The 25,196-nt window shown below is 63.8% G+C and carries 22 protein-coding genes; 13 read left to right on the top strand and 9 right to left on the bottom strand.

Translation table 11 applies throughout. The annotated features are described in order from the left end of the window. Positions 1 to 50: 50 nt before the first annotated feature. From ACUXVA_RS09795 to ACUXVA_RS09770, 6 genes are all read right to left on the bottom strand, one after another. Positions 51 to 932, bottom strand: coding sequence for a metal ABC transporter substrate-binding protein (locus tag ACUXVA_RS09795; protein ID WP_445491853.1), 882 nt, complete (start codon positions 930 to 932; stop codon positions 51 to 53). A 32-nt stretch (positions 933 to 964) separates the two neighbouring features. Next, positions 965 to 1,834, bottom strand: a complete 870-nt coding sequence (locus tag ACUXVA_RS09790; protein ID WP_265083849.1) for a metal ABC transporter permease — start codon at positions 1,832 to 1,834, stop codon at positions 965 to 967. A 2-nt stretch (positions 1,835 to 1,836) separates the two neighbouring features. After that, positions 1,837 to 2,586, bottom strand: coding sequence for a metal ABC transporter ATP-binding protein (locus tag ACUXVA_RS09785; RefSeq protein ID WP_445491851.1), 750 nt, complete (start codon positions 2,584 to 2,586; stop codon positions 1,837 to 1,839). Positions 2,587 to 2,590: 4 nt separating this feature from the next. After that, positions 2,591 to 2,767, bottom strand: a complete 177-nt coding sequence (locus tag ACUXVA_RS09780; protein WP_265080490.1) for a hypothetical protein — start codon at positions 2,765 to 2,767, stop codon at positions 2,591 to 2,593. Between the two features lie 87 nt (positions 2,768 to 2,854). Then, positions 2,855 to 3,232: a fluoride efflux transporter CrcB gene (crcB, locus tag ACUXVA_RS09775; protein WP_265080491.1), complete on the bottom strand. Its 378-nt coding sequence runs from the start codon at positions 3,230 to 3,232 to the stop codon at positions 2,855 to 2,857. A gap of 184 nt (positions 3,233 to 3,416) precedes the next feature. Continuing rightward, entirely contained in the window at positions 3,417 to 4,013 is a 597-nt protein-coding gene (locus tag ACUXVA_RS09770) for a superoxide dismutase (protein WP_265080492.1), read from the bottom strand. Between the two features lie 175 nt (positions 4,014 to 4,188). Here ACUXVA_RS09770 and ACUXVA_RS09765 point away from each other — a divergent pair, with 175 nt between their 5' ends. Then, positions 4,189 to 4,713, top strand: a complete 525-nt coding sequence (locus tag ACUXVA_RS09765) for a GNAT family N-acetyltransferase (RefSeq protein ID WP_445491848.1) — start codon at positions 4,189 to 4,191, stop codon at positions 4,711 to 4,713. Positions 4,714 to 4,833: 120 nt separating this feature from the next. Next, a complete protein-coding gene (locus tag ACUXVA_RS09760; RefSeq protein ID WP_265080494.1) occupies positions 4,834 to 5,277 on the top strand; it encodes a DUF2147 domain-containing protein in 444 nt (147 codons plus the stop codon). Positions 5,278 to 5,302: 25 nt separating this feature from the next. Here ACUXVA_RS09760 and ACUXVA_RS09755 read toward each other — a convergent pair whose 3' ends face one another. Further along, on the bottom strand, positions 5,303 to 6,463 hold the full coding sequence (locus tag ACUXVA_RS09755) for a DUF3095 domain-containing protein (protein ID WP_445491845.1): 1,161 nt from the start codon (positions 6,461 to 6,463) through the stop codon (positions 5,303 to 5,305). Positions 6,464 to 6,721: 258 nt separating this feature from the next. Between ACUXVA_RS09755 and ACUXVA_RS09750 the strand changes: the two genes are divergently transcribed. The 3 genes from ACUXVA_RS09750 to ACUXVA_RS09740 are packed head-to-tail and all read left to right on the top strand — an operon-like array spanning position 6,722 to position 11,678. Then, positions 6,722 to 7,792 carry an HlyD family secretion protein gene (locus ACUXVA_RS09750; RefSeq protein WP_265083850.1) on the top strand — a complete coding sequence of 357 codons (1,071 nt, stop codon included), beginning with the start codon at positions 6,722 to 6,724 and terminating at the stop codon, positions 7,790 to 7,792. Continuing rightward, entirely contained in the window at positions 7,789 to 10,563 is a 2,775-nt protein-coding gene (gene rbbA, locus ACUXVA_RS09745; RefSeq protein ID WP_445491843.1) for a ribosome-associated ATPase/putative transporter RbbA, read from the top strand. The genes ACUXVA_RS09750 and rbbA overlap by 4 nt, the downstream gene beginning before the upstream one ends. A gap of 2 nt (positions 10,564 to 10,565) precedes the next feature. Then, the gene (locus ACUXVA_RS09740) at positions 10,566 to 11,678 is read left to right on the top strand and encodes an ABC transporter permease (RefSeq protein WP_265080496.1); all 1,113 of its coding nucleotides are present in this window, start codon (positions 10,566 to 10,568) and stop codon (positions 11,676 to 11,678) included. Positions 11,679 to 11,757: 79 nt separating this feature from the next. On the opposite strand, the gene ACUXVA_RS09735 is transcribed toward ACUXVA_RS09740, so the two are convergent. Further along, positions 11,758 to 13,344, bottom strand: coding sequence for an alkaline phosphatase D family protein (locus ACUXVA_RS09735; protein WP_445491841.1), 1,587 nt, complete (start codon positions 13,342 to 13,344; stop codon positions 11,758 to 11,760). 320 nt (positions 13,345 to 13,664) lie between these two features. Between ACUXVA_RS09735 and ACUXVA_RS09730 the strand changes: the two genes are divergently transcribed. The 3 genes from ACUXVA_RS09730 to ACUXVA_RS09720 all read left to right on the top strand — a co-directional run bounded on the left by ACUXVA_RS09730 (position 13,665) and on the right by ACUXVA_RS09720 (position 17,506). Then, positions 13,665 to 16,022: an Orn/Lys/Arg family decarboxylase gene (locus ACUXVA_RS09730; RefSeq protein WP_445491840.1), complete on the top strand. Its 2,358-nt coding sequence runs from the start codon at positions 13,665 to 13,667 to the stop codon at positions 16,020 to 16,022. 10 nt (positions 16,023 to 16,032) lie between these two features. Continuing rightward, entirely contained in the window at positions 16,033 to 16,608 is a 576-nt protein-coding gene (locus ACUXVA_RS09725) for a GNAT family N-acetyltransferase (RefSeq protein WP_265080498.1), read from the top strand. A gap of 94 nt (positions 16,609 to 16,702) precedes the next feature. Beyond that, positions 16,703 to 17,506 carry an RMD1 family protein gene (locus tag ACUXVA_RS09720; protein WP_265080499.1) on the top strand — a complete coding sequence of 268 codons (804 nt, stop codon included), beginning with the start codon at positions 16,703 to 16,705 and terminating at the stop codon, positions 17,504 to 17,506. Positions 17,507 to 17,552: 46 nt separating this feature from the next. On the opposite strand, the gene ACUXVA_RS09715 is transcribed toward ACUXVA_RS09720, so the two are convergent. After that, positions 17,553 to 18,146, bottom strand: coding sequence for a hypothetical protein (locus tag ACUXVA_RS09715; RefSeq protein ID WP_265080500.1), 594 nt, complete (start codon positions 18,144 to 18,146; stop codon positions 17,553 to 17,555). A gap of 156 nt (positions 18,147 to 18,302) precedes the next feature. Here ACUXVA_RS09715 and polA point away from each other — a divergent pair, with 156 nt between their 5' ends. From polA to ACUXVA_RS09690, 5 genes are all read left to right on the top strand, one after another. Continuing rightward, positions 18,303 to 21,356 carry a DNA polymerase I gene (gene polA, locus ACUXVA_RS09710; protein ID WP_445491837.1) on the top strand — a complete coding sequence of 1,018 codons (3,054 nt, stop codon included), beginning with the start codon at positions 18,303 to 18,305 and terminating at the stop codon, positions 21,354 to 21,356. 84 nt (positions 21,357 to 21,440) lie between these two features. After that, positions 21,441 to 21,722: a type II toxin-antitoxin system RelE/ParE family toxin gene (locus ACUXVA_RS09705; RefSeq protein ID WP_445491835.1), complete on the top strand. Its 282-nt coding sequence runs from the start codon at positions 21,441 to 21,443 to the stop codon at positions 21,720 to 21,722. A gap of 23 nt (positions 21,723 to 21,745) precedes the next feature. Further along, complete coding sequence (locus ACUXVA_RS09700; protein WP_445491833.1) at positions 21,746 to 22,054, top strand: HigA family addiction module antitoxin; 309 nt, start codon at positions 21,746 to 21,748, stop codon at positions 22,052 to 22,054. Positions 22,055 to 22,090: 36 nt separating this feature from the next. Then, positions 22,091 to 22,726, top strand: coding sequence for a LysE family translocator (locus tag ACUXVA_RS09695; RefSeq protein ID WP_265080503.1), 636 nt, complete (start codon positions 22,091 to 22,093; stop codon positions 22,724 to 22,726). A gap of 322 nt (positions 22,727 to 23,048) precedes the next feature. Further along, positions 23,049 to 25,181 carry an EAL domain-containing protein gene (locus tag ACUXVA_RS09690; RefSeq protein ID WP_445491831.1) on the top strand — a complete coding sequence of 711 codons (2,133 nt, stop codon included), beginning with the start codon at positions 23,049 to 23,051 and terminating at the stop codon, positions 25,179 to 25,181. Positions 25,182 to 25,196 lie beyond the last annotated feature (15 nt).

Raw genomic sequence — 25,196 nt, 5'->3', positions numbered from 1 at the left:
GGTCACTCCAGCGGGGCTTGGTGCGCGCCGGCAGCAGGGGTGCCCCTGCGCTAGCTGGTCAGCGCGCTCGTCAGCGCCTTTATATTGTGCCTGACCATATCAATGTAAGTGGGGGCGTCGCCGTTTTCCCGGGTCAGGCTGTCGGAATACAGCGTTCCGCCGATCTTCGCCCCGGTCTCGGCGCTGATCCGGCGCATCAGCCGGGGATCGCTGATATTTTCCAGGAACACCGCGGGGATCTTGCCGGTCTTGACCAGAGTGATGATGACCGCGATGTCGCGGGCACTGGGCTCGGCCTCGGTGGAGACGCCCTGCGGGGCGATGAAGGCGAGGCCGTAGGCGGCAGCGAAGTAGCCGAACGCGTCATGGGTCGAGATCACCTTGCGGCGGCCCTGCGGAATCGTGGCCACCGCGCTGCGCACCTCACCATCCAGCGCATCCAGCTTCGCCAGATAGGCCTCGGCATTGGCGTTGTAGGACGCGGCGCCGGCGGGGTCAGCGACACTCAACGCTTTCCGGATGTTGGTGACGTAGATTTTCGCGTTGGCCACCGACTGCCAGCCATGCGGGTCGGCGTGACCGTCCAGCTTGCGGGTCGCGATGCCGTCGCTGGCGGCGACGATGGTTGCCTTGCCGCCGGAGGATTGCACCAGCCGCGGCAGCCAGCCTTCGAGGCCGAGCCCGTTGACGATCAGCAGTTTCGCATCGGCGACCTTCTTCGCGTCGACCGGCGACGGCGTGTAGACGTGAACATCGCCGTCGGGACCGACCAGCGTGGTGACGCTGACGCGATCGCCGCCGACATTTCTGGCGAAGTCGCCGAGGATCGAGAAGCTCGCCACGACATGGATCTTATCCTGCGCGGAGGCGCCGGAAATACCAGCAAAACCAAGGGCTAACAGGGAGCCCAGAACAGCACAAAAACGCCACATGAATTGCACCACTTCGTCTCAGGATTTGGGGCTTACGCCTCGAGATGCCGGCCGGGAAACAACTGCCGGACCAAGCCACTGACATTGCCGAACAAAACCGAAATCACGTAAATTCCGGCCGCGACCAGGATGATGGCCGGCCCGGACGGCACTTTGGTCTGAAACGACAACACCAGTCCGAAGTAGCCGGCCAGCATGGCGCTTGCGACGGCGATGACGATCATGCCGGTGATATCGCGCGACCAGAACCGCGCGATGCCCGCCGGCAGCACCATCAGCCCCACCGCAAGCAGCGTGCCCAGCGCGTGAAAGCCGTTGACCAGGTTGATCACGACGAGCGCGAGGAAGGCGAGATGCGCCGGCGCGCCAGCGCGACTCACGGTGCGCAGGAAAACCGGATCGACGCATTCGACCACCAGTGGCCGGTAGATGACCGCCATGACGATCAGCGTGATGGTCGCATTGAAGGCGATCACCAGCAGCGTCTGATCGTCCAGCGCCAGGATGTTGCCGAACAGCACATGCAGCAGATCGATATTGGTGCCGCGCATCGACACGATGGTGACGCCGAGCGCCAGCGACACCAGATAGAACGCCGCCAATGACGCGTCCTCCTTGATCTCGGTGACGCGCGAGACCAGCCCGGCCAGCAGCGCGACGGAAAAGCCTGCAATCAGCCCGCCAAACGTCATCGCGAACAGATTCAAACCTGAAAACAGAAAGCCGACCGCAGCACCCGGCAGGATCGCATGCGCCATGGCGTCGCCGACCAGGCTCATCCGCCGCAGCATCAGGAACACGCCGATCGGCGCGCCGCCAAGCGCCAGCGCAATCACGCCGGCCAGCGCGCGGCGCATGAATTCGAAATCGATGAACGGCGCGATCAGCGCATCGTACAGCATGCTCATGCCGCCCGCGGCGGTGCGACGCAAGCCGACGCGCCGTCGTCAAAGGCCTCGCACATGCGCCGCGCTTCCTTGAGGTTTTCCGCGGTCAGCACCTGCGCCGTCGGCCCCCACGCCACTTCGCCGCGCGCCAGCAGCAAGGTGTCGGGAAAATTCGCGCGCACCAGATCCATGTCGTGCAGCGCCGCCAGCACGGTGCGCTTCTCGGCGTGCCAGTGCCTGACAAGGCCGATCAGGTCGGCCGAGGTTTTTGCGTCGATGGCGTTGAACGGCTCGTCGAGCACGATGACGCGCGCGTCCTGCAACAGCACGCGCGCGAACAGCATGCGTTGCATCTGCCCGCCGGACAACGTGCCGATGGTGCGGTTCTCGAAGCCGTTGAGGCCGACTGCGGCGAGCGCATCCGCGATCTGTCGCCGCGCCTTCTTACCCATCCCGCCAAACAGACCGGTGGTGCGCCACAGCCCGGTGCCGACGAAATCGAACACCGAAATCGGAAACGTGCGGTCGATATCGACGCTCTGCGGCAGATAGGCGATCTCGCGCGGCTTGAGGTCGCCGAGCCCGATCGCGCCGGCCAGCGGCTTGAGAATGCCGACGATGCCGCGAAACAGCGTCGACTTGCCGGCGCCGTTGGGGCCGACGATGGCCAGCAGGCTGCCGGCGGCGATCTCGCCGTTCAGGTGGTGCACCGCCGGATGGCGGTCGTAGCCGAGCGTGACGTCGTGAAAGCTGAGCTGGGCGACCATGGCGCTACCTCATGGCCGTCAGAACGACCGCCCATAGCGCGGCGCTGACCAGCAGCGCGGCCGACAGCCGCGACAGCAGGGTCATGCGCAGGATCGACCACGGCGCCGGCTGGGCCGGATGCGGTGCGGACGGGCCATGGCTGTGAGCATGGGAATGCGGGTGGTCGTGCGTATGCGGCATCGATGCGCCTGGGCAAAAGATATCGGGCGACCTGAGGTCGCCCTGCCCATTTGTTATATTATAACATAACCTTGTGCAACGTCCTGTTCAGGTAAAATGCCGGACCAGCGCCAGTCCGGCGAACAGGCCGATAATCGCCAGCAGAACCGAGCCCAGCACGTAGAGCAGCGCCAGCCCCGGCTCGCCGCGCTCATAAAGCAACCCCGCATCCAGCGAGAATGCCGAGAAGGTGGTGTAGCCACCGAGAATGCCGGTCATCAGAAACAGCCGCCACGGCTGCGACGCCTCGCCCTTGAAGGCGAGATAGCCGGCGATCAGGCCCATCACCGTCGAACCGGTGATGTTGATGATGAAGGTGCCCCAGGGAAACGCCGTGCCCAGGCAGCGCGCGCATGTGACGTTGATGGTATGGCGCAACGTCGAGCCGAGTCCGCCTCCGATAAACACCAGAACGTAATTTAGCATTGATTCACCAACCGTTTTTTGTCCGCTCATACGGCGCGTGGCGCGCTTCTCCGCTCCCCCTTGCGGGGAGGGGGCCATTGGCGCCTGCGCGTCATGGCAACATGCTGCGCTTCGTCGCACAACACCTGCAAAAACGAAAGGGCGGCAGCTTGCGCCACCGCCCTGACATTCAATGTCGTAACAATCAGGCCTTGGAGAACAGTTCGTCGACGTATTCCCAGTTCACCAGGTGATCGACGAACGCCTTCAAATAGTCGGGACGACGGTTGCGATAGTCGATGTAGTAGGAGTGCTCCCAGACGTCGACGCCGAGGATCGGCGTGGCGCCGTGCACCAGCGGGCTCTCGCCGTTGGCGGTCTTGGAGATTTCAAGCTTGCCATTCTTGACCGACAGCCAGGCCCAGCCGGAGCCGAACTGGCCGACGCCTGCGGCGGCGAAATCGGTCTTGAACTTTTCGAGACCGCCGAGATCCTCGGTGATCTTCTTCTCGAGCCGGCCGGGCAGCTTGTCGCCGCCGCCGTTCGGCTTCATCCAGTTCCAGAAATGCAGGTGATTGTAGTGCTGACCGGCATTGTTGAAGAGCGGCGCATTCTTGCCGAACGAACCCTTCACGATGTCTTCGAGGGACTTGCCCTCGAATTCGGTGCCCTTGAGCAGGTTGTTGCCGTTGGTCACGTAAGCCTGATGATGCTTATCGTGATGAAATTCCAGCGTTTCCTTCGACATATGGGGCGCGAGCGCGTCATAGGCGTAAGGAAGATTGGGAAGCGTGAACGTCATGGGTCAAGATCCGCAATAATGGGAGAGTTGGTTCAACGGGAACCCTTATAGAAGGTTCCATGGCCGAAATACAGCAGCAGACATGAGCGCGACAGTTGGCCACGATGCCGGCCGAGACAGCTTGCTCCCCGTGTGCCGCCCTGCAAGAACGCGACGCAAGCAGAGGGATCGCGCCATGAGCATCGAAATCGAGATTTTAACCGGCGGTGCCGCGCCGCCTGCGGTCGCGCAGCTGTTCGACCTCGTCTGGCCGGACGACGTGCTGCGCCAGCTGCCGTGGGGCCATATCGTTTTTGCCGATGCGGACCTGCGGGTCCTGGTCGAATCCGACGAACAACTGGTCTGCCATGTGGGGATTTTCCGCCGCGACGTGACCTGGAACGGACGCAAGCTGCGCGCGGGCGGGATCGGCGGCGTCGCGACGCATCCGGATTTTCGCGGACGCGGACTGGCCAGCGTCGCACTCAATGCTGCCGTCCAAACCCTGAAGGACGAACGCGCGACAGATTTCGCGCTGCTGTTCTGCGACCCCCACAATGAAGCCTTTTATGCCAGTCGCGGCTGGAAGCGATTCATGGGCGAGGTCTGGGCCGAACAGCCCGGCGGCCGGGTCCGATTCGACGCGATGCTTCCCATGGTCTTCCATCTCAAGCGCGCGCCGCATGAGGGCGAGATCGATCTGTGCGGACTGCCGTGGTGAATGAACGGTGCGGCGTGGCTTCGCTCTGCGTGCGGCGACAATGTGCGGAACATGACACCGATACGGCATTGCACAAATCGGATTTCTTGTTATTCAGACTGTCATGAGCGGGAGAACTTCATGACTTTCAGATTCAGGATGCTGATCGCAACGCTGGGCATGCTAGCGATGTCCAGTGTTGCGCAGGCGCAGTCTGCCGAAGATGCGACCGGTGTCTGGCTTACGGAAAAAGGAGACGCGCGGGTTCGCGTGTCCCGTTGCGGCGGCAATCTGTGCGGCGCGATCGTTTCGCTACGCGACAAGCTCGATCCGGCCACCGGGAAGCCGGCTGTCGACGACAAAAATCCCGATCCCGCTTTGCGTAACCGGTCGATGATCGGTGTTCAGCTGTTCTTCGGCATGAAGCCGGTCGGCCCCAACAAGTGGTCCGGACAGATCTACAATTCCGACGACGGCAGGATGTACGACAGCAACGTGTCGGTTACCGGACCCACAGCGCTGCGGGTCGAGGGCTGCGTCGGCGCAATCTGCGGCGGCGAGCTCTGGAGCAAATCGGCGCGCTGAAATCGCGGTTTCAAGACACCCCTGATCATGCCGTCTGAACGGCCATCGCCTTGAGCGCGGTGGCCGCCGAAGCATAGCCGCCGCGCGCGCCATCGATGAAATGTACGTGATCGCTGCGCAGGGCTGACGGCGTGAAGCAGGTCATCATCGCGGCATCCTGGCGGTGCAGCCCGTAGCGGATCGTCCCTGCTGATGCGGCGGCGATCAGGCGCCGCTCGATCGCGCCCTCAAGCTCAGGCGTGCAATCCAGAATCATCCGCAGGCCGTCATCGTATTTGCGGAAGTCGGAATTCTCGACCAGTTGCTGCATATAGGTCTTGGGCACAAAGCCACCGACGCTGATGCCGAACCGCACGGTGATGTACGCCATAAGCGTTCTACCAAGCACCCTGACGCGCCGGGCCACGCGCGGACGGCCGCGCGCTGCGCGCATCTCGAAATCGAGACCCGCCGGCGGCCAGCGCAGCGGCGGTCCGCCCGCGGGCACCGGGCGACCGGCGTCGGGACTGCGCTCCACCAGCGCGACCATGTCCTCGATCACCTTACGGAACGCGCCCGGGTCTGCGCCGGCGACAGCCACCACCAGCACCGACAGGATCAGCCCGCGCACCGCGGGGATTTCCTCAAACCTGCATGACAGGCCGGACAGATCGGGGACCGCCCCCGCTGGCGCCATCGGCACGGCAAATTCACCGCGCTTCATCGCCGCCTCCGCCCAGCCGATGCCGCCGCCCGTGAACATGGCGTAGGACAGGTTCTGCGATGGCGCGTAGCGCGCCACCCGGACGTCGAAGCCCTGGGCGCGAATGGCAGACACCGGGACCAGCGCGACCCGCATCGCCAGGTCGAGATCCTCCCTGACCCAGGTCGCCGTGCTGGCAAGCGCATCGCGGGCGCAAGCGAGATCGTCGGGCCCGACCGCGAAACTGGCGCCGTCGCCGCCGAACACGAATGGAAATTCGCGCCCTTCCAGCCCGTTGGTGACCGCCGCGATCACTGCCGCCCCGGCCATGTTGACGGCCTTGTAACGCTGTTGCGCGATCGCCCTGGTGGATTCCACGATATCGGCGATGCCGATGGTCCAGTCATCGGGCAGGGCCGAATACAACGCCGGGTCCATCAGGCTGCCGAAGCCGTGAAACACCGGAATGCCGGCATAAAAATCGCCGTGGCTGGTTGCGGTCATGACAAGGGATCCATTCGGCATCGAGCTTCAGCACAGATACGGCCAGCTTGAACTGCGGGCTCAGAATACATGCCTGTTCGAAAAACAAAATGTCACGCGCTTGTGCATTGACCCACAATTTGTGGCCGGCTCTCGCGTCGCGCGAGAACCTTGAGGCAGGTCAAGGTGATCCATCAACGCGGCGCATAGGTTCGGCCATCGTCTCTCGCCTTGATTGAGGCGCGGCTTCCTTCACACCAAGCGGGAGCAAATCCGTTGCTGAAACTGGACTGGAAACGCTGGCTGCTGGCCGGCCTGCTCGTCATCGTTGCCGGCGGCGGCTACTACGCCTGGCATCGATTTGGCGGGAACCAGCTGCCGCCCGGAATTGGCAGCGGCAATGGTCGCATCGAGGCGACCGAAATCGATATTTCCACCAAAGCCGCCGGGCGAATTCGCGAGATCCTGGTCGCGGAGGGCGACTTCGTCTCGGCCGGCCAGGTGCTGGCGCGGATGGACACCGACCAGCTGGAGGCACAGCGTCGCCAGGCGAACGCACAGTTGCACCGGGCCAAGGTCAGCATCGACACCGCCAACAGCCTGGTGAAGCAAAGGGAAGCCGAACGAACCGCGGCGGTTGCCGTGCTGGCGCAGCGCGATGCCCAGCTCGACACGCTGCAAAGAAAACTCACGCGCTCCGAGCAATTGATCACCAGCAGCGCCGTGTCACAGCAGGTGCTCGACGATGACCGCGCCAATGCCCAAGGCGGCAAGGCCGCGGTGGCTGCAGCGCAGGCCCAGATCGCCGCCTCGGAGGCAGCCATCAGCGCCGCGCGGGCACAGGTGATCGACGCCGGCGCCGCAGTCGATGCGGCGCAGGCGGCCATCGACAGCATTACGGTCGAGATCAACGACAGCACGCTGAAATCGCCGCGGGACGGACGCGTGCAATACCGCGTGGCGCAGCCCGGCGAAGTGCTCGCTGCCGGGGGACGGGTGCTCAACCTGGTCGATCTCGGCGATGTTTACATGACCTTCTTCCTGCCGACGACGCAGGCCGGACAAGTCTCCCTGGGCGCCGACGTTCGCCTGGTGCTGGACGCGCTGCCGCAGGTGGTGATTCCCGCCAAGGCCACCTTCGTCGCCGACGTCGCCCAGTTCACGCCCAAGACCGTGGAGACTGAAGAAGAACGCCTCAAGCTGATGTTCCGGGTCAAGGCGCACATCCCGCCGGAACTGCTGCGCAAATATATCCAGCGGGTGAAGACCGGCCTGCCCGGCATGGCCTATGTGCGGCTCGATCCCAAAGCGGAGTGGCCGAAAAGCCTGAACGGAACGCTGGCGCAATGAACGAGTCGACCGCACAGGGAGCACCAGCGCCGGCGGTGCGCCTCGACGCGGTGGGACTCAGCTACGGCAAGATCCTGGCGCTCGATTCCATCACCCTGGACCTCCCCGCCGGCTGCATGGTCGGCCTGATCGGTCCGGACGGTGTCGGCAAATCCAGCCTGCTGTCGCTGATCGCCGGCGCGCGCGCGATCCAGAGCGGCCATATCGAAACGCTGGGCGCCGACATGGCCGATGCCCGCCTGCGCATGCAGACCTGCCCTCGCATCGCCTATATGCCGCAGGGACTCGGCAAGAACCTCTATCCGACGTTGTCGGTGTTCGAGAACATCGACTTCTTCGGCCGGCTGTTCGGGCATGGCAAACGTGAGCGCGAACGCCGGATCCGCGAGTTGCTGCACAGCACGGGGCTGGCTCCGTTCGCCGAACGGCCGGCGGGCAAGCTGTCCGGCGGCATGAAGCAGAAGCTCGGCCTGTGCTGCGCGCTGATCCACGATCCCGACCTGCTGATCCTCGACGAGCCCACCACCGGCGTCGATCCGCTGTCACGCCGTCAGTTCTGGGAGCTGATCGACGGCATTCGCGCCTCACGGCCGGGCATGAGTGTCATTGTCGCCACCGCCTATATGGAAGAGGCCGCCGGCTTCGATCATCTGGTGGCCATGAATGCCGGCCGCGCGCTGGCGACCGGCGCGCCTGCCGAGTTGCTGCGGCAGACCGGTGCCACAACGCTCGACGCCGCGTTCATCGCCCTGCTCCCTGAAGAAGATCGCCGCGACTACAAGGAAGTGATGATCCCGCCGCGACCCGCGGCCCTGGACGGCGACGTCGCCATCGAGGCCGAGCATCTCACCATGCGCTTCCACGACTTCACCGCCGTCGACGATGTCAGCTTTCGCATTGGACGCGGCGAGATCTTCGGCTTTCTCGGCTCCAACGGCTGCGGCAAGACCACCACCATGAAGATGCTGACCGGGCTGCTGCCGGCCACCGGAGGCATCGCAAAACTGTTCGGTAATCTCATCGATTCCACCGACATGGAGGTGCGGCGCCGCGTCGGCTACATGTCACAGGCATTCTCGCTGTATTCCGAACTGACGGTGCGGCAGAATCTCGAGCTGCACGCGCGCCTGTTCCGGATGGATCCCGCCGCGATTCCCGCACGGATCGCGGAGATGGTGCAGCGGTTCGATCTGGCAGCCGTGCTGGACTCCCTGCCCGATCCGCTGCCGCTCGGCGTGCGCCAGCGGCTGTCGCTGGCGGTGGCGATGATCCATTCGCCGGACATCCTCATCCTCGACGAACCGACCTCCGGCGTCGATCCGGTGGCGCGAGACGGCTTCTGGCAGATCCTGTCCCACCTGTCGCGCAACGACAACGTCACGATCTTCATCTCCACCCACTTCATGAACGAGGCGGAGCGCTGCGATCGCATCTCGCTGATGCATGCGGGCAAGGTGCTGGTCAGCGACACGCCGGCGGCGATCAAGAAGGTTCGCGCCACGGCGACACTTGAGCAGGCGTTCATTGCCTATCTGCAGGATGCCATGGGACGAGCGGATGCTGCGCCAGCGGAGACCGGCGCATCCACGGCCGACTCGGCGGTTCAGCAACCCTTGGCCCCCGCGCACAGCGGCAGCAAGCGATGGTTCGATCTGCGCCGCATGCTGGCCTACACCAGGCGCGAGACGCTAGAACTGCGCCGCGATCCGATCCGCGCCACGCTCGCCATGATTGGCAGCGTCCTCCTGATGTTCGTCATCGGCTACGGCCTGAATCTCGACCTCGAGAACCTCACTTTCGCCGCGCTCGACCGCGACGACTCCACCATCAGCCGGGACTACATCCTGCAGATCGCCGGCTCCCGCTATTTCAGGGAGGCCGCGGCCATCACCGACTATGCCGATCTCGACCGCCGCATGCGCACCGGCGAGTTGAGCCTGGCGATCGAAATCCCGCCCGGCTTCGGACGCGACGTGGCGCGTGGCAAGAATGTCGAGATCGGCGCCTGGATCGACGGCGCCATGCCGGTGCGCGCGGAAACCGCGCGCGGCTATGTGCAGGCCATGCATCTCTCCTGGCTGACCCAGAAGGCCCGCGAACTCTACGGCAACGCCGCAACCGCCGGGAGTTTCCAGATCGCGCTGCGCTACCGCTACAATCCCGACATCAAGAGCCTGGTGGCGATGGCGCCGGCCGTGATTCCGCTGCTGTTGCTGATGATCCCGGCGATGCTCGCGGTGCTCAGCGTGGTCCGCGAGAAGGAGCTCGGATCGATCATCAATTTCTACGTCACCCCGGTCACGCGGCTCGAATTCCTGGTAGGCAAGCAGATTCCCTATGTCGCACTGGCGATGTTGAACTTCCTGCTGCTGACGGCCTTCGCGATGTTCGCCTTTCAGGTACCGTTCACCGGCAGTTTCCCCACCTTCGCCGCCGGCGCGTTCCTCTATGTCATCGTCACCACTGGCATGGGACTGGTGATCTCGACCTTCATGAGCAGCCAGATCGCGGCGATCTTCGGCACCGCGCTGCTGACCCTGATCCCCGCCATCCAGTATTCCGGCCTGATCGATCCGGTGTCGTCGCTGCAGGGCGCCGGCGCCGTCATCGGGCGAATCTACCCGACCACCTATTTCGTCAACATCACCCGCGGCACGTTTTCAAAGGGCCTTGGCATTTCCGAGCTGGCCGGTTCGTTCTGGCCGCTACTGATCACCATCCCGATCCTGCTGGCTCTCGGCGCGGCGCTCCTCAGGAAGCAGGCGGACTGAGCATGCGGCTGGCCAACATCCTCGAACTCGGCGTCAAGGAACTGCGCGGGCTGGCCCGCGATTCGATGTTGCTGTTTCTGATCGGCTACGCCTTCACATTCTCGATCTACACCGCCTCGAAGGCGCTGCCGGAAACCCTCAACCAGGCGGCCATCGCCATCGTCGACGAGGACCAGTCGCCGGTGTCATCGCGCATCATCACAGCATTCACTCCGCCGTATTTTTCGAGTCCCAGCCTGATCAGCCAGCGGCAGATGGACAGCCGCATGGACGCTGGCATCGACACCTTTGCGCTCGACATCCCGCCGAACTTCCAGCGCGACCTGCTGGCCGGCAAGTCGCCGACCATCCAGCTCAACATCGACGCCACCCGCATGACCCAGGCGTTCTCCGGCGGCGGCTATATCCAGTCGATCGTTACCAGCGAGGTCACGGAGTTTCTCAAGCACTACCGGGCTCCGACCACGGTGGCCGTCGACCTGGCGTTGCGGGTGCGTTTCAACGCCCAGCTCAACAAAGGCTGGTTCGGCGCCGTCAGCGAGGTCATCACCGCGATCACCATGTTGTCGATCATCCTGACCGGCGCCGCCCTGATCCGCGAACGCGAGCACGGCACCCTCGAACACCTGCTGGTGATGCCGGTGACGCCGTTCGAGATCATGGCGAGCAAGATCTGGTCGATGGGCCTGGTCGTCCTGCTGGCGTCCAGCGCCTCGCTGCTGTTCGTCGTGCAGGGCTTTCTCGCCGTCCCGATCCAGGGATCGATGCTGCTGTTTCTGCTCGGCGCAACGCTGCAGCTGTTCGCCACCACCTGCATGGGCATCTTCCTGGCGACCATGGCCGGCACGATGCCGCAGTTCGGCCTGCTGCTGATGCTGATCCTGCTGCCGCTGCAGGCGCTGTCCGGCGCCATGACGCCGCGCGAGAGCATGCCGGAGGTCATCCAGTACATCATGCTCGCGGCGCCCAATACGCACTTCGTGATCATGGCACAGGCGATCCTGTTCCGCGGCGCAGGCCTCGACGTGGTGTGGCCACAGCTCGCCGCGCTGTTCGGCATCGGCGGCATCCTGTTCTTTTTTTCGCTGCGGCGGTTCAGGCAATTTCTGCAATGAGGATCGGGCGCGTGGCGACACGCCCATTGCGCGAAACAGATAGCCGCCCCAAGCGACGGCTATGCGGATTCACTCCGCTCTAGAAGTGCTGCGACAGCACCGGGCCAGTCCTGGCGTCCGGCTTCGGCGGAATCTGCACCGACCACAGCGCGCGGCCATCGACGTCTTTCAGCGTGACTGTCATCGCTTCGGTGCCGCCGTCGATGCTGACATGGCCGAAGAACTGCAGCCCGAAGCAGGGCGCCAGGTTCTCGCCCTGGGTCGCGCTGCAGCCCTTTTCGTATCTCACTTCGGGCCCGAACGTATTGTCGAGCTCGCCGGGAGCCCAGGTTCCGGCGTGCAGCGGCCCGGAGACGAATTCCCAGAACGGCGCGAAGTCCTGGAAGACCGCGCGGTTCGGATCGTAGTAATGCGCGGCGGTGTAGTGCATGTCCGCGGTCAGCCAGACGGTGTTCACGACACCGGCGTGTTTGATGAACGACAGGAGATCCGCGATCTCGTGCTCGCGCCGTGACGGCGGCCCGTCGCCGAGCGCGATGGCGTCGAGGCTGATCAGCCCGATCGGCAGGTCCGCGGCGATCACTTTCCACGTTGCATTCGACGCCGCCAGTTCGCGCTTCAGCCACGCCAGTTGCACCGGACCGAGGATGAAGGCCGGATCCCGCTCGTCGCCCTTGTTCCAGGTGGAGTCGCGATAGGAGCGCATGTCGAGCAGAAACACGTCGAGCAGCGGGCCGTATTCGACCTTGCGATAGACCCGACCGCCCTGCTCCGGCTGCCCTCGCATCGGGATGAATTCGTGGAAGGCCTGACGCGCGCGTGACACCAGTCGCGAGACGCCGTGCTCGTCGTAGCCGCTCTCGTCGACCGATCCGATCGGCGACCAGTCGTTGGTGACCTCGTGGTCGTCCCATTGCGCGAGGATCGGAATCTGCGCGTTGAAGGCACGCAGGTTGTCGTCGAGCAGGTTGTATTTGTAGTTGCCGCGGAACTGCGCGAGGCTATGGGCCACGACGGATTTTTCCTCCGTCACAATATTCCGCCAGATGCCGCCGTCCGGCAGCTTCAGTTCGGCCTCGATCGGGCAATCCGCATAGATGTGATCGCCGGAATGGATGAAGAAGTCCGGCCGGTTGTCCAGCATGGTGCGGTAGCTGCGCAGGCCGCCGCGGGCGGGATCGATGCCCCAGCCCTGCCCCACCGTATCGCCCGACCACACGAACGAGATCGACCGCATCACGGCAGGCGCGGTCCTGAAATGCCCGACCTGCGTTTCGCCGGCGAAACGACCGTCCGCGATGTCGTCGAATCGCACGCGATAGAAAATGTCCTGGCCGGGCGGCAACCCGTCGAGCAGCAGCTTGGCGGTGAAATCGCTCTCGGGCAGTGCATCGACCCGGCGCGAGCCGAGGATATTGTGGAAGCTCTCGGTGGTGGCGTAGTCGACCTGCATGCACGCGGCGCGGTCGGCGCGCGCCCAGACCACGGCCTTGTCGCTCGAGACGTCGCCGGACTGCAGGCCGCAACTGATGTTGGGGCGGTCCGCCGCGCGGCTGAGAAACGGCGCGGCGATGCAGCCGATCCCGGCCAGCGCGGCCGATGAGGCCGAACGCGACAGGAACTGGCGTCGTGTCGGCCTTGCATAGCTGGATATCGTTGCGACCATGGCACCCCGTCGAATCGCGGCGGAGCATGCCCATGGCAGTTGACCGGCAGCCGAAGGATTTGCGACAGGCCGGTGACCTGACGGCAGCGCCAAAACGCCGGCCGGCTCCAGCAGGGCCGGACGGCCCCCCTTCAGCTTGCCCCGCTGCCACGCCATCGCGGAGACATGTTCGGCTTGCATACAGCCTGAGGCTGCCATAATGCGGCGCCGACAGTTCCCAAACATCTTTTCCGGCGGATAGAGGCCTGCGGGCTGGCTTAGTCACCTATTCGTCATGTAACCCAGCGAGACAGATCGCCTCGGACACATTCGGTGGACACATGGACTATTTCAAACGCTTCAATTTCCTGTTCGCGATGCCGACCTTCGACGCGGACGATCTCGAGGGCGTCCGCCTGAACCAGATCGTCGACGAGATCGAGCGATCCGGCTTCGAGGTGGTCAAAGCCCGCAAGCTGGAGGACGCCGCCATCGCGGTGCAGACCGACGCCGCGATCGGGTGCATGGTGGTCGATTGGGGCAAGAAGGGCCTGGAAGGCAAGACGGCGGCGCTGATCAACCTGATGCGGCGACGCGGCCTCGACTTCCCCATCATCCTGCTGATTCGCCGCAAGCGGTTCGAGGACGTGCCGGTCGAGGTGCTCGACTTCATCGACGGCTATATCTTCCTGTCGGAGGAGACGCCGCCGTTCATCGCCAAGAACCTCATCAGCCGCATGAAGCAGTATGCCGAGACGCTGAAGACGCCGTTCTTCGGCGCGCTGGTCGACTATGCCGAGGAAGGCAACCAGCTATGGACCTGCCCCGGCCACAACGGCGGCGTGTTCTACAGCCGCAGCCCGATCGGACGGGTGTTCATGGAGCATCTCGGCGAAGCCGTGTTCCGCGACGACCTCGACAACTCGGTGCTCGATCTCGGCGACCTCCTGACCCATGAAGGCCCCGCGCTGCAGGCGCAGAAAGAGGCCGCAAAAATCTTCGGCGCGGAAAAGACCTATTTCGTGCTCAACGGGACCTCGACCTCCAACAAGGTGGCCCTGTCCGCCCTGGTGACCGACGGCGATCTGGTGCTGTTCGATCGCAACAACCACAAGGCCGCCCTGCATGGCGCGCTGATGATCTGCGGCGGCGTGCCGATCTATGTGCCCACCGTGCGCAATCCCTGGGGGCTGATCGGCCCGATGAACTGGGAGGCCTTTGAAGAGGAGGCCCTGCGCGAGCGCATCCGCGTCAATCCGCTGGTGACCGACAAGGATGCCTGGAAACGTCCGCGCCCGTTCCGCGTGGCGGTGATCGAACAATGCACGTATGACGGCACCATCTACAGCGCCGAGATGATCATCAAGCGCATCGGCCATCTCTGCGATTACATCCTGTTCGACGAGGCCTGGGCGGGCTTCATGAAGTTCCACCCGCTCTATGCCGGCCGCTTCGCCATGGGCCTCGGCGATCTCGGCCCGGACTCGCCGGGCATCATCGCCACCCAGTCGACCCACAAGCAGCTCGCGAGCTTTTCGCAGGCGTCGCAGATCCACATGAAGGACCGCCACATCCGCGGTCAGAAGCGCCGGGTGGAGCATCGCCGCTTCAACGAGAGCTTCATGCAGCACGCCTCGACGTCTCCCTTTTATCCGCTGTTCGCCTCGCTCGACGTCGGCGCGCAGATGATGAAGGGCCGCTCGGGCGAAGTGCTGTGGGACGACACGATCCGTCTGGGCATCGAACTGCGCAAGAAGATCCGCGCCGTCCGCCGCGAGTTCGAGGAGAAGGAGGCGCGCCCCGAGCGGCGCTGGTTCTTCGAACCCTTCGTGCCCGAGCGCGTCGCTATACCCGACGCGGCCCACGAAGGCGGCGTGCATGATGTGCCGTGGGAGAGCGTCAGCACCGACCAGCTGGCGACCAACCCGTCCTATTGGCAACTGGCGCCGGATGCCGCCTGGCACGGCTTCCCGGGCATGGCGGCCGGCTTCGCTATGACCGATCCGAACAAGCTGACGCTGCTGACCCCAGGTTTCGATCGCGCCACCGGCGGTTACGCCGAACACGGCATCCCCGCGCCGGTGGTGGCGCAGTTCTTGCGCGAAAACCGTATCGTCCCGGAAAAGAACGACCTCAACTCGCTGCTGTTCCTGCTGACGCCGGGCGTCGAGGCCAGCAAGGCCGGCACGCTGATATCGGGCCTTGTCGCCTTCAAAAAACTGCACGACGACAACGCGCTGCTGGAAGAGGCCATCCCCGAATTCGCGCGGCGCCGGCCGGCGCGCTACGCCGGCGTCCGGCTGCGCGACCTGTGCGGGGAGATGCACAGCTTCTTCCGCAATGCCGATGTCAGCGTGCTGCAGGCCAGGCAATTCGCCTCCGAGCATCTGCCGGAAATCGCGATGTCGCCGCATGACGCTGCGCGCGTGCTGGTGCGTAACGATGTCGACTACCTGCCGATCGACGAGATCGCCGGCCGCATCGCGACCACGCCTTTCGTGGTCTACCCGCCGGGCATCGCGACGATCGTGCCGGGCGAGCGCCTCAGCGCGCGGGCGCAGCCGATGATCGACTATCTCAAGATGTTCGAGACGTCGTTCAATACGTTCCCCGGCTTCGACGTGGAAATCCAGGGCATTTACCGCAAGGTAGAGGCGAACGGCCGCATCCGTCTTTACACTTACGTCGCCAGCGAATAGCGAAGCGCGTATGGACACCACAATACCCAGCGAAAACAGTCCCCCGATTGTCGTGCGGCCGTCCCGCGACACGGATGTCGAGGCCATGCTGGCGATCTACCGTCGCCATATCCGCCAAGGCATCGACGAAGGCGTGAGCGACGGCGAGACGCCGCAGCCCGACGACCTGCGCGACCGCCGCAAGAACCTGAAGAGCCGCCGCTTCCCGCATCTGGTGGCGACGCGGGGCGGCGAAGTCGTCGGCTATGCCTATGTGGTGCTGTTCCGCAAGCGACCGGCCTATCGCTTCACCGTCAAGCACTCGATCTATATCCATGACGAGCATGTCGGCCACGGCATCGGGCAACGCCTGATGCGGGAGCTGATCGACGTCTGCGCCGCGGCGGGCTTCCGGCAGATGATCGGTTACATCGATGCCGACAACACCGCCTCGCTCGGGCTGCACGACAAGTTCGGCTTCGCCAGGGTAGGATTGCTGCCGGGCATTGCCTATCGACACGGCCGCTGGGCCGATACGATCATGGTCCAGCGCTCGCTTGCCACCGGCTCCACGACACCTCCGCCCGTGCCGCTGTTCGGACGGTGACCTGCGCAGTGGGCCCGGCACGATCTCCGGCGGTCGAATCTGAAATGCCGTATCCCCGGTATTTGCGATAGACTTTGATGACAGGCTCCCTGGCATGATCGATTCAGAACTCACAGGCCGCATCTCGGTTCACGCCCTCCACCTTGGCGACCGGATCAACACGTCGGGCTACGAGGGCGATATCATTTCAGCGAATCCCCTTGCCGTTCGTGCCGGGGCGCGCGGCGCGGCGATTCTCTTCCGCTATGGCGTTGCGGTTCTGGTGGGCCTGACCGCCGCAGAAGAGGCTGCCTTTCTCGATTCCGTCGCTGGCCGGATCCTGGGCCGGATCGGACAGGCAGAGGAAGAAAGCACGACCGTCGAGATCGCCGGCGGCGCAGACGACCAGATCGCCGCAGGCGGCCCGATCAAACTTGGCGACATGTCGTCGCCGCGAATCCTGATCGTCGCAGACGTGCTGGCCAAGAGCGTTGCGCTGGCCAGCGACGAGCGCGAGGTGACCAAGGTCTTCGGCATTATCGAACCCTTTGCCGCCGAACTGGCCACCCGCGGACGAACCCGCCGCAATCGAACCGAGATCCTGAAACTGATCGGCAACGCCTTGCTGGTGCAGCACCGGGTATCCGGTCGCGTTGCGGTGGCGGAGAAGCCCGACGCGTTGTGGGATCGCCCCGATCTGGAGCGGCTCTATGCCCGGCTGGAAGACGAGTACGAGTTGAAGGAGCGGGTCGAAACGCTCGATCGAAAGGTCGCGGTCATTGCCGAGACGGCAGAGACATTGGCTGATATCATCGACACCCGACGCTCGCTTCGACTGGAACTCATCGTCGTGATCCTCATCGCGATCGAAATCGCCACAAGCTTCTACCAGATTTTCCTTGGCAAGGGCGCGCATTAGGCCAGCGCAGCAAACCGATCAACGGCCGGACGATGACGCCCCTGGGTCATGGCAGGTTCGGCTTTCCGCCGTCGATCTTCATGCCGTCGATCTTGGCGCGGAAGGCTTCGGCGTCGCCGAAATCGGCAAAGCCCTGGTAATACGGGTGGGGACCGAGCACGCGGCGGGCATGTTTGATCGGACACCAGTACACCTCGGTACGCGCGGCCACCTCGCGTGCAAAGGCAAGGACGCCGTTGCCATAGGAGCAATAGGCGCAATTGATTTTTTCGAGGATGTTGAGATAGGCCAGATGGTGGCGGTCGAACACCAGGTAATCGCGGCGCCGCACCTTCGATATCTTGTAGACCGGAAAGCAGATCGCCTGGTAGGCCATCACGAACAGGTCCAGCACCACGAACGGGATGATCAGCGAATAGATCACCGGCGCGGTCAGCACCACCAAGGGGTTGGCATTGCGGATGTAGCGCGCCAGGTTGACCTTGATGGCGCGCTGAACCGCCAGCACATCGTCAGCGAACACGATCTTGCTGTTCTCGATCCGGTAGCGCAGCGCCTCCCGGCGCTTGGTCAGCTCGACCTCGATCTCGGCCTCGACGGCCCGCAATTTTTCCATCAGCACGTCGATTTGTGGTGGCATCGGAATTCCTTGGCTCGGAGCTGGCCGCAAGGGCTCACGGAACCGGGTCGGATGCAAGCGACCTCGCACCCCACTCAGTTGTCATCGCCCGCGAAAGCGGGCGATGACAACTGAGTGGGGGTGTCATTCCGCGCCAGGAATCTCTAAATTGCGGCCATGCCGAAAACATCAGAACAGACCGCCGCCACCGCCTCGACCCCCGCCAGCATTCCCGGCAAGGGCGACCATGTCTTCCTGGTCGACGGCTCAGGCTATATTTTCCGCGCCTACCACGCGCTGCCGCCGCTCAACCGCAAGTCCGACGGGCTGCAGGTCAATGCCGTGCTGGGCTTCTGCAACATGCTGTGGAAGCTGCTGCGCGACATGCCGCCGGACAACCGGCCGACCCATCTGGCGGTCATTTTCGACAAGTCGGAAGTCACGTTCCGCAACAAGCTGTATCCGGAATACAAGGCGCACCGGCCGCCGGCGCCCGACGACCTGATCCCGCAATTCGCGCTGATCCGCGACGCCGTGCGCGCTTTCGACCTGCCGAGCATCGAACAGGGCGGCTTCGAGGCCGACGACCTGATCGCCACCTATGTGCGCGAGGCCTGCGAACGCGGCGCCACCGCCACCATCGTGTCGTCGGACAAGGACCTGATGCAGCTCGTCACCGACTGCGTCACCATGTACGACACCATGAAGGACCGCCGGCTGGGCATCCCCGAGGTGATCGAGAAATTCGGCGTGCCGCCGAACAAGGTGGTCGAGGTGCAGGCGCTGGCCGGCGACAGCGTCGACAACGTCCCCGGCGTGCCCGGCATCGGCATCAAGACCGCGGCGCAGCTGATCAACGAATATGGCGACCTCGAAACGCTGCTCGCCCGCGCCTCCGAGATCAAGCAGCCGAAGCGACGGGAATCGCTGATCGAACATGCCGAGAAGGCGCGGATCTCGCGGCAACTGGTGCTGCTCGACGATCACGTCAAGCTCGATGTGCCGCTCGACGAACTCGCGGTGCACGAGCCCGACGCGCGGAAGCTGATCGCGTTTCTCAAGCACATGGAATTCTCCACCCTGACGCGGCGCGTCGCGGAGTATTCGCATATCGATCCGGCCGATGTGGACGCCGAATGGGTCAGCGATGGCGTGGTGCAGCCGCGCAAGGGCGAGGGCGCCTCGCGCAACGATGCCGGTGAGGGCCTGTTCCCAGGCGACTCGCCCTCACCCCGCCCCTCTCCCGCAAGCGGGAGAGGGAGCGCAGCGCCGGCGAAGAGCGGCAGCGCCCACACCTCCGCTGGTGTCACCGGCCGCCCTGCGCTCTCCCCGATCTCGCTTGCCGCCGCCCGCGCCGAAGCCGCGCGAAAAGTCCCGGTCAACCGCGAAGCCTATGTGCCGGTGCGCACGCTGGCGGAGCTCAGCCAGTGGATCTCGCGCATCCACGACCTCGGCCATTTCGCCTTCGAGGCCAAGGCGACCTCGATCGATCCGATGCAGGCCGACCTTGTCGGCCTCGCGCTATCACTCGGACCCAACGACGCCTGCTACATTCCGCTCGGCCACCGGCAGTCCGGCGACGCGTCCGGCCTGTTCGCCTCCGGCCTGGAGCCCGACCAGATCCGGCCCGCCGACGCGCTGGAAGCACTGAAGCCGCTGCTGGAATCCGAAGGCATTCTGAAGATCGGCTTCGCCATCAAGTTCACCGCGGTGCTGCTGGCCCAGCACGGCATCACCATCCGCAATGCCGACGACGTCCAGCCGATGTCCTATGCGCTGGACGCAGGACGCAATGCCCATGGCCTCGACGCTCTGACCGAGCGCTGGCTCGGTCACGCCAATCTCAGCTATGGCGACGTGATCGGCTCCGGCAAGAACAAGCTGGTGTTCGACAAGGTGGCCATCGACAAGGCCACCGCCTATGCCGCCGAGGATGCCGACGTGCTGCTGCGGCTGTGGCGCGTGCTGAAGCCGCGGTTGCCCGCCGAGCACATGACCACGGTCTACGAGACGCTGGAGCGACCGCTGATATCAGTGCTGGCCCGCATGGAGCGGCGCGGCATCTCCATCGACCGCCAGGTGCTGTCGAAACTGTCGGCGGATTTCGCGCAGACGGCGGCGCGCATCGAGGCGGAGATCCGCGAGATCGCCGGCGAGGATATCAACATCGGCAGCCCGAAGCAGCTCGGCGACATCCTGTTCGGCAAGATGGCTTTGCCGGGTGGCTCGAAGACCAAAACCGGCGCGTGGTCGACCTCGGCCTCGATCCTCGAGGACCTCGCCGAGGAAGGCCACGCCTTCCCGCGCATGATCCTTGACTGGCGCCAGGTCTCAAAACTGCGATCGACCTATACCGATGCGCTGCCCAACTACGTTCATCCGCAGACCCACCGCGTCCATACCACCTATGCGCTGGCGGCGACCACCACCGGCCGGCTGTCGTCCAACGAGCCGAACCTGCAGAACATCCCGGTGCGCACCGAGGACGGCCGAAAAATCCGCCGCGCCTTCATCGCCGCCCCCGGCCACAAGCTGGTGTCGGCGGACTATTCGCAGATCGAGCTGCGGCTGCTGTCGGAGGTCGCCGACGTGCCGGCGTTGCGCACCGCGTTCCAGGAAGGCATCGACATTCACGCCATGACTGCGTCGGAAATGTTCGGGGTACCGGTCAAGGATATGCCGGCCGATATCCGCCGCCGCGCCAAGGCGATCAACTTCGGCATCATCTACGGCATCTCGGCCTTCGGCCTCGCCAACCAGCTCGGCATTCCCCGCGAGGAGGCCGGCGCCTACATCAAGAAGTACTTCGAGCGCTTCCCCGGCATCCGCGCCTATATGGACGCGACGCGGGATTTCTGCCGCGCGCACGGCTATGTGGAAACCCTGTTCGGCAGGAAGTGCCACTATCCGGACATCAAGGCCTCCAACGCCTCGATCCGATCCTTCAACGAGCGCGCCGCCATCAACGCGCGACTGCAGGGCACCGCCGCCGACATCATCCGCCGCGCCATGGTGCGGATGGAGGACGCTTTGAGCGGGAAGAAACTCTCGGCGCAGATGCTGCTGCAGGTCCATGACGAGTTGATCTTCGAGGTGCCCGACGACGAGGTCGCCGCCACGCTGCTGGTGGTCCAGCGCGTCATGCAGGATGCGCCGTTCCCGGCGGTGATCTTGCACGTTCCGCTGCAGGTCGACGCACGGGCGGCCAATAACTGGGAAGAGGCGCATTAACCGCGTCGAGGTCGGTAAGCAGCATGTATCGAATCTCGATACAATCAGCTGGTCCGGCGTATCGGAAAATGATACACTGGGCCGGTGATCAAGAGTTTCAAAAACCGGATGACACAGGCGGCATTTGACGGAGAGGCTCTCAAGGGCTTTCCGGCTGCTCTGCTGAAGGTGACGCGACGGCGATTGAACTATCTGGACTCGGCGACCTCGCTGCACGATTTGCAATCTCCGCCTGGAAATCGACTGGAGGCCTTGAAAGGAGACCGTCAGGGCCAACATTCGATCCGTGTGAACGATCAGTTCAGGATCTGCTTTGTCTGGACCTCGGAAGGTCCGACGGATGTGGAATTTGTCGATTACCACTGACAATGCTGATGTAAGGAAATTCGATGGTCAAGAAGCTGCCCCCCATGCATCCCGGAGAAGTGTTGCGCGAGGAATTTCTTGTTCCGCTCGGGCTGTCCGCCGGCGGCCTTGCGAAGGCTTGCGGCGTCCCCCGCACCCGAATCGAGCGGCTAGCCAATGAAGAGGCCGGCATCACCGCGGACACCGCCCTCCGGCTTGGAAAGGCGCTCGACACGTCGGCACAGCTCTGGCTCAATTTGCAGAACGCCTACGATATGCGGATGGCCGAACGTCATATCGGCAAGGAACTAGAGAAGATTTCTCCGGTGACACGCTCAGCGGCTGCGGCCTGATCGCCTTCAGACAATCATTCAATCTCCGAGACCCTCATGCCCCACATCACCTCACTGCTCGCCTTCGCCCTGGTCTCCCTCGGCATGGTGCTGACGCCCGGGCCGAACATGATCTATCTGATCTCGCGCTCGATCACCCAGGGCGCCGCGGCCGGCATGGTGTCGCTCGGCGGCGTGGCCTTGGGTTTTGTTTTTTACATGCTGTGCGCGGCGTTCGGCATCACGGCGCTGCTGTTCGCGGTGCCCTATGCCTATGACGCGCTGAGGCTGGCCGGCGCGGCCTATCTCGGCTGGCTGGCGTGGCAGGCGCTGAAACCGAATGGCCGCTCCCCGTTCCAGGTGAAGGAGCTCGCCGTCGACGGCCCGCGCAAACTGTTCGCCATGGGGTTCGTTACCAACCTGCTCAATCCGAAGATCGCCATGCTGTATCTGGCGCTGCTGCCGCAGTTCATCGATCCCGCCATGGGCAGCGTGCTGACGCAGTCGCTGGCGCTGGGTTCGGTGCAGATCGTCATCAGCGTCGGCGTCAACGCGCTAATCGCGCTCGGCGCCGGCTCGATCGCATTGTTTCTCGGGCAGCGCCCGATCTGGCTCAAGCTGCAGCGCTGGCTGATGGGCACCGTGCTCGCCGGCCTCGCGGTGCGCATGGCGTTGGAGACGCGACGGAGCTGACGCTCCTTCTTCTGTGTTGAGAGACGACGTGGCCGACATTCGGCTCAACTATGAGCGCAATGATACCTGCGGTTTCTGAAAGTACCACTGCAAATCGACGCGCGCATGGCCGCCCTCCAGACCTATCACATAGGTACATAAGTCTGGCGATCAGTCTGGCAACTGAAGCTGACGACCCGCCATCGATGCAGCTTCGACGGGCAAACATGCGTGCCCATTCACGTAGTTCTACGGACGTTTCAACGTTGCCATGGCCTGTTATATTCGGCTCAAATTAATCTGATTACTTTAGGCTTCGCCGATCATCTGGCGGATAATACCTATGCCTCGGCGTCGAAAGCGTCTTCTCGATCGATTGAAGTTGCGCCCGGAATTCGTCGCGGCGGCAAGCGTGGCGCTGGCGTTGGCCGTCGGTCTCCTCGCCATCGGCATCTATCTTCCCGATGCGATGAAGGCAGCCGCCATCGAGGCCGCCTATCGCAGCAACATCGAGACCGTCGACCAGATCAAGCTGACGCGCGGCTACTACACGCGGAACGTGGTCGCAAAGGAGCTGGCAAGCGGACACCTGACCCCGTCGCACGATCACAAGGGAAATCCCAACGCGATCCCGCTACCGGCCACCTTCGTCCAGGACATCTCCGATCTACTCAAGGAGAGGGATACCACCCTCTCGCTGATCAGCCCGTACCCTTGGCCGAACCGGGCCGGCCGGACCATGGACAGTTTCCAGACCACCGCGTGGGATGCGTTCCAGCGCGATCCGTCTGCGATCGTTTCGCGCGAGGAAACGCGCGACGGCAAGCGCCTGCTGCGCATCGCGGTACCGGATCGCATGACCGAGGCGGCCTGCGTGAGTTGCCACAACAACAGTCCGGAATCACCGAAAAGAGATTGGAAGCTCGACGACGTTCGTGCGGTCATGGAGGTGACAAAAGTCATCGAGCCCTACCTGGCGGCGGCAGAGCAGCGCAGCCGCATGATCGTGCTGGCCATCACCGCGGCGACGACTGTCGTGATCCTCATCCTGTTCGGCGTGGCGGCACTCTTTGCACGGCACGAACGGGAGAAGCGGGACACCGACCAGCATGTCCACTATCTCGCACATCACGATTCGATGACCGGCACGCTGAACAGGGGAAGTTTCCTGGCCAGCCTGACGGGCGCCATGTCGAGATTGCAGTCGCGCTCGCGTGTTGCCGTCCATTATATCGATCTCGACAGATTCAAGGAAATCAACGATCAACTCGGGCACGGTGTCGGCGACGAACTGCTTCGCGCGGTGGCCAAACGACTGAAGCGGCTGCTTGGTCCGGAAGATATCATCTCCCGGCTTGGCGGCGACGAGTTTGCCGTCGCGCAAACCAACCTGCAGGATCCCGGTGAGGTCGGCGTGATGGCCGATCGGATCACGCGCGCTTTGGCCAAGCCGTTTCAACTCAGCCATCACAGCGTAATCGTTTCCGGCAGTGTCGGCAGCGCCGGCGCGACCGTCTCGCATGCGACCGGGGATGAACTGCTCGAAGATGCCGATATCGCGCTGTACCGGGCCAAGCACGCCGGTCGCGCGTGCTATGTGGTATTTGCCCCTGAGATGCGCGATGCGATGCTGACGCGCCGTCAGCTCGAGGCCCATATCCGTGACGCCGTCGCGCGGGAAAAATTCGAAGTGTATTTTCAACCGTTGGTTCGAAGAAGCGGCAGGCTGGACGGATTCGAGGCGCTCCTGAGGTTACGCGACGATCGCGGCGAATTCATTTCGCCGTCGGTATTCGTTCCGATGGTCGAAGACATGGGTGCAATCGACAGCCTGGGCGCGTGGGTCATCAGGAACGCCTGCGCGGCGGCCGCGACGTGGCCGGCTCACCTGAAGATCAGCGTCAACCTGTCGCCGGTGCAATTCAGGAGCCCGAATTCGATCGCCGCTATTGTCGCCGACGCCATTGCGGCAAGCGGACTTGGTGCCGGCCGGCTCGAACTGGAGATCACCGAAGGGCTGCTACTCGAGGCCATCGACGATGTGATCGAGCAGCTCTTTGAACTCAAGAATGCCGGCGCTGCGATCGTCATGGACGACTTCGGAACCGGCTATTCAAGCCTCGGCTATCTCTGGAGGCTGCCGTTCGACAAGATCAAGGTCGACAAGTCGTTTGTTCCGGAAGAAGAGGCATCGCAACAGTCCGTCACCCCGGTGCTACAGACGATCATCGGGCTCGGCCGCACCCTGAACATGGAAGTGACGGTCGAAGGCATCGAGACCGAGGCGCAGGCCGAATTCTTCCGAGACCTGAATTGCGACTACCTGCAGGGCTATCTCTTCGGCAGGCCCATGCCACGCGGCGATGCGGCGATCGTCATTCTTCGCGATCTGCTCGACGAAATGGCGGAATCCATCGGCAGCGGCGCAGTCGCCACTGCCGATGAAACCACTTGCCTGGATCAGGTCGCCGGATGAGCGGCTCTTTGCAGG

The sequence above is a fragment of the Rhodopseudomonas sp. RCAM05734 genome (assembly GCF_052658035.1).
Note: the sequence above shows the minus strand (reverse complement) of the source record. Positions and strands in the feature narration are given on the sequence as shown.

Excerpts from the sequence above, each read along its gene's own strand:
- ACUXVA_RS09795 (WP_445491853.1), bottom strand. The coding sequence starts at position 932 with ATGTGGCGTTTTTGTGCTGTTCTGGGCTCCCTGTTAGCCCTTGGTTTT.
- ACUXVA_RS09790 (WP_265083849.1), bottom strand. The coding sequence starts at position 1,834 with ATGCTGTACGATGCGCTGATCGCGCCGTTCATCGATTTCGAATTCATG.
- ACUXVA_RS09785 (WP_445491851.1), bottom strand. The coding sequence starts at position 2,586 with ATGGTCGCCCAGCTCAGCTTTCACGACGTCACGCTCGGCTACGACCGC.
- ACUXVA_RS09780 (WP_265080490.1), bottom strand. The coding sequence starts at position 2,767 with ATGCCGCATACGCACGACCACCCGCATTCCCATGCTCACAGCCATGGC.
- crcB (WP_265080491.1), bottom strand. The coding sequence starts at position 3,232 with ATGCTAAATTACGTTCTGGTGTTTATCGGAGGCGGACTCGGCTCGACG.
- ACUXVA_RS09770 (WP_265080492.1), bottom strand. The coding sequence starts at position 4,013 with ATGACGTTCACGCTTCCCAATCTTCCTTACGCCTATGACGCGCTCGCG.
- ACUXVA_RS09765 (WP_445491848.1), top strand. The coding sequence starts at position 4,189 with ATGAGCATCGAAATCGAGATTTTAACCGGCGGTGCCGCGCCGCCTGCG.
- ACUXVA_RS09760 (WP_265080494.1), top strand. The coding sequence starts at position 4,834 with ATGACTTTCAGATTCAGGATGCTGATCGCAACGCTGGGCATGCTAGCG.
- ACUXVA_RS09755 (WP_445491845.1), bottom strand. The coding sequence starts at position 6,463 with ATGACCGCAACCAGCCACGGCGATTTTTATGCCGGCATTCCGGTGTTT.
- rbbA (WP_445491843.1), top strand. The coding sequence starts at position 7,789 with ATGAACGAGTCGACCGCACAGGGAGCACCAGCGCCGGCGGTGCGCCTC.
- ACUXVA_RS09740 (WP_265080496.1), top strand. The coding sequence starts at position 10,566 with ATGCGGCTGGCCAACATCCTCGAACTCGGCGTCAAGGAACTGCGCGGG.
- ACUXVA_RS09735 (WP_445491841.1), bottom strand. The coding sequence starts at position 13,344 with ATGGTCGCAACGATATCCAGCTATGCAAGGCCGACACGACGCCAGTTC.
- ACUXVA_RS09730 (WP_445491840.1), top strand. The coding sequence starts at position 13,665 with ATGGACTATTTCAAACGCTTCAATTTCCTGTTCGCGATGCCGACCTTC.
- ACUXVA_RS09725 (WP_265080498.1), top strand. The coding sequence starts at position 16,033 with ATGGACACCACAATACCCAGCGAAAACAGTCCCCCGATTGTCGTGCGG.
- ACUXVA_RS09720 (WP_265080499.1), top strand. The coding sequence starts at position 16,703 with ATGATCGATTCAGAACTCACAGGCCGCATCTCGGTTCACGCCCTCCAC.
- ACUXVA_RS09715 (WP_265080500.1), bottom strand. The coding sequence starts at position 18,146 with ATGCCACCACAAATCGACGTGCTGATGGAAAAATTGCGGGCCGTCGAG.
- polA (WP_445491837.1), top strand. The coding sequence starts at position 18,303 with ATGCCGAAAACATCAGAACAGACCGCCGCCACCGCCTCGACCCCCGCC.
- ACUXVA_RS09700 (WP_445491833.1), top strand. The coding sequence starts at position 21,746 with ATGGTCAAGAAGCTGCCCCCCATGCATCCCGGAGAAGTGTTGCGCGAG.
- ACUXVA_RS09695 (WP_265080503.1), top strand. The coding sequence starts at position 22,091 with ATGCCCCACATCACCTCACTGCTCGCCTTCGCCCTGGTCTCCCTCGGC.
- ACUXVA_RS09690 (WP_445491831.1), top strand. The coding sequence starts at position 23,049 with ATGCCTCGGCGTCGAAAGCGTCTTCTCGATCGATTGAAGTTGCGCCCG.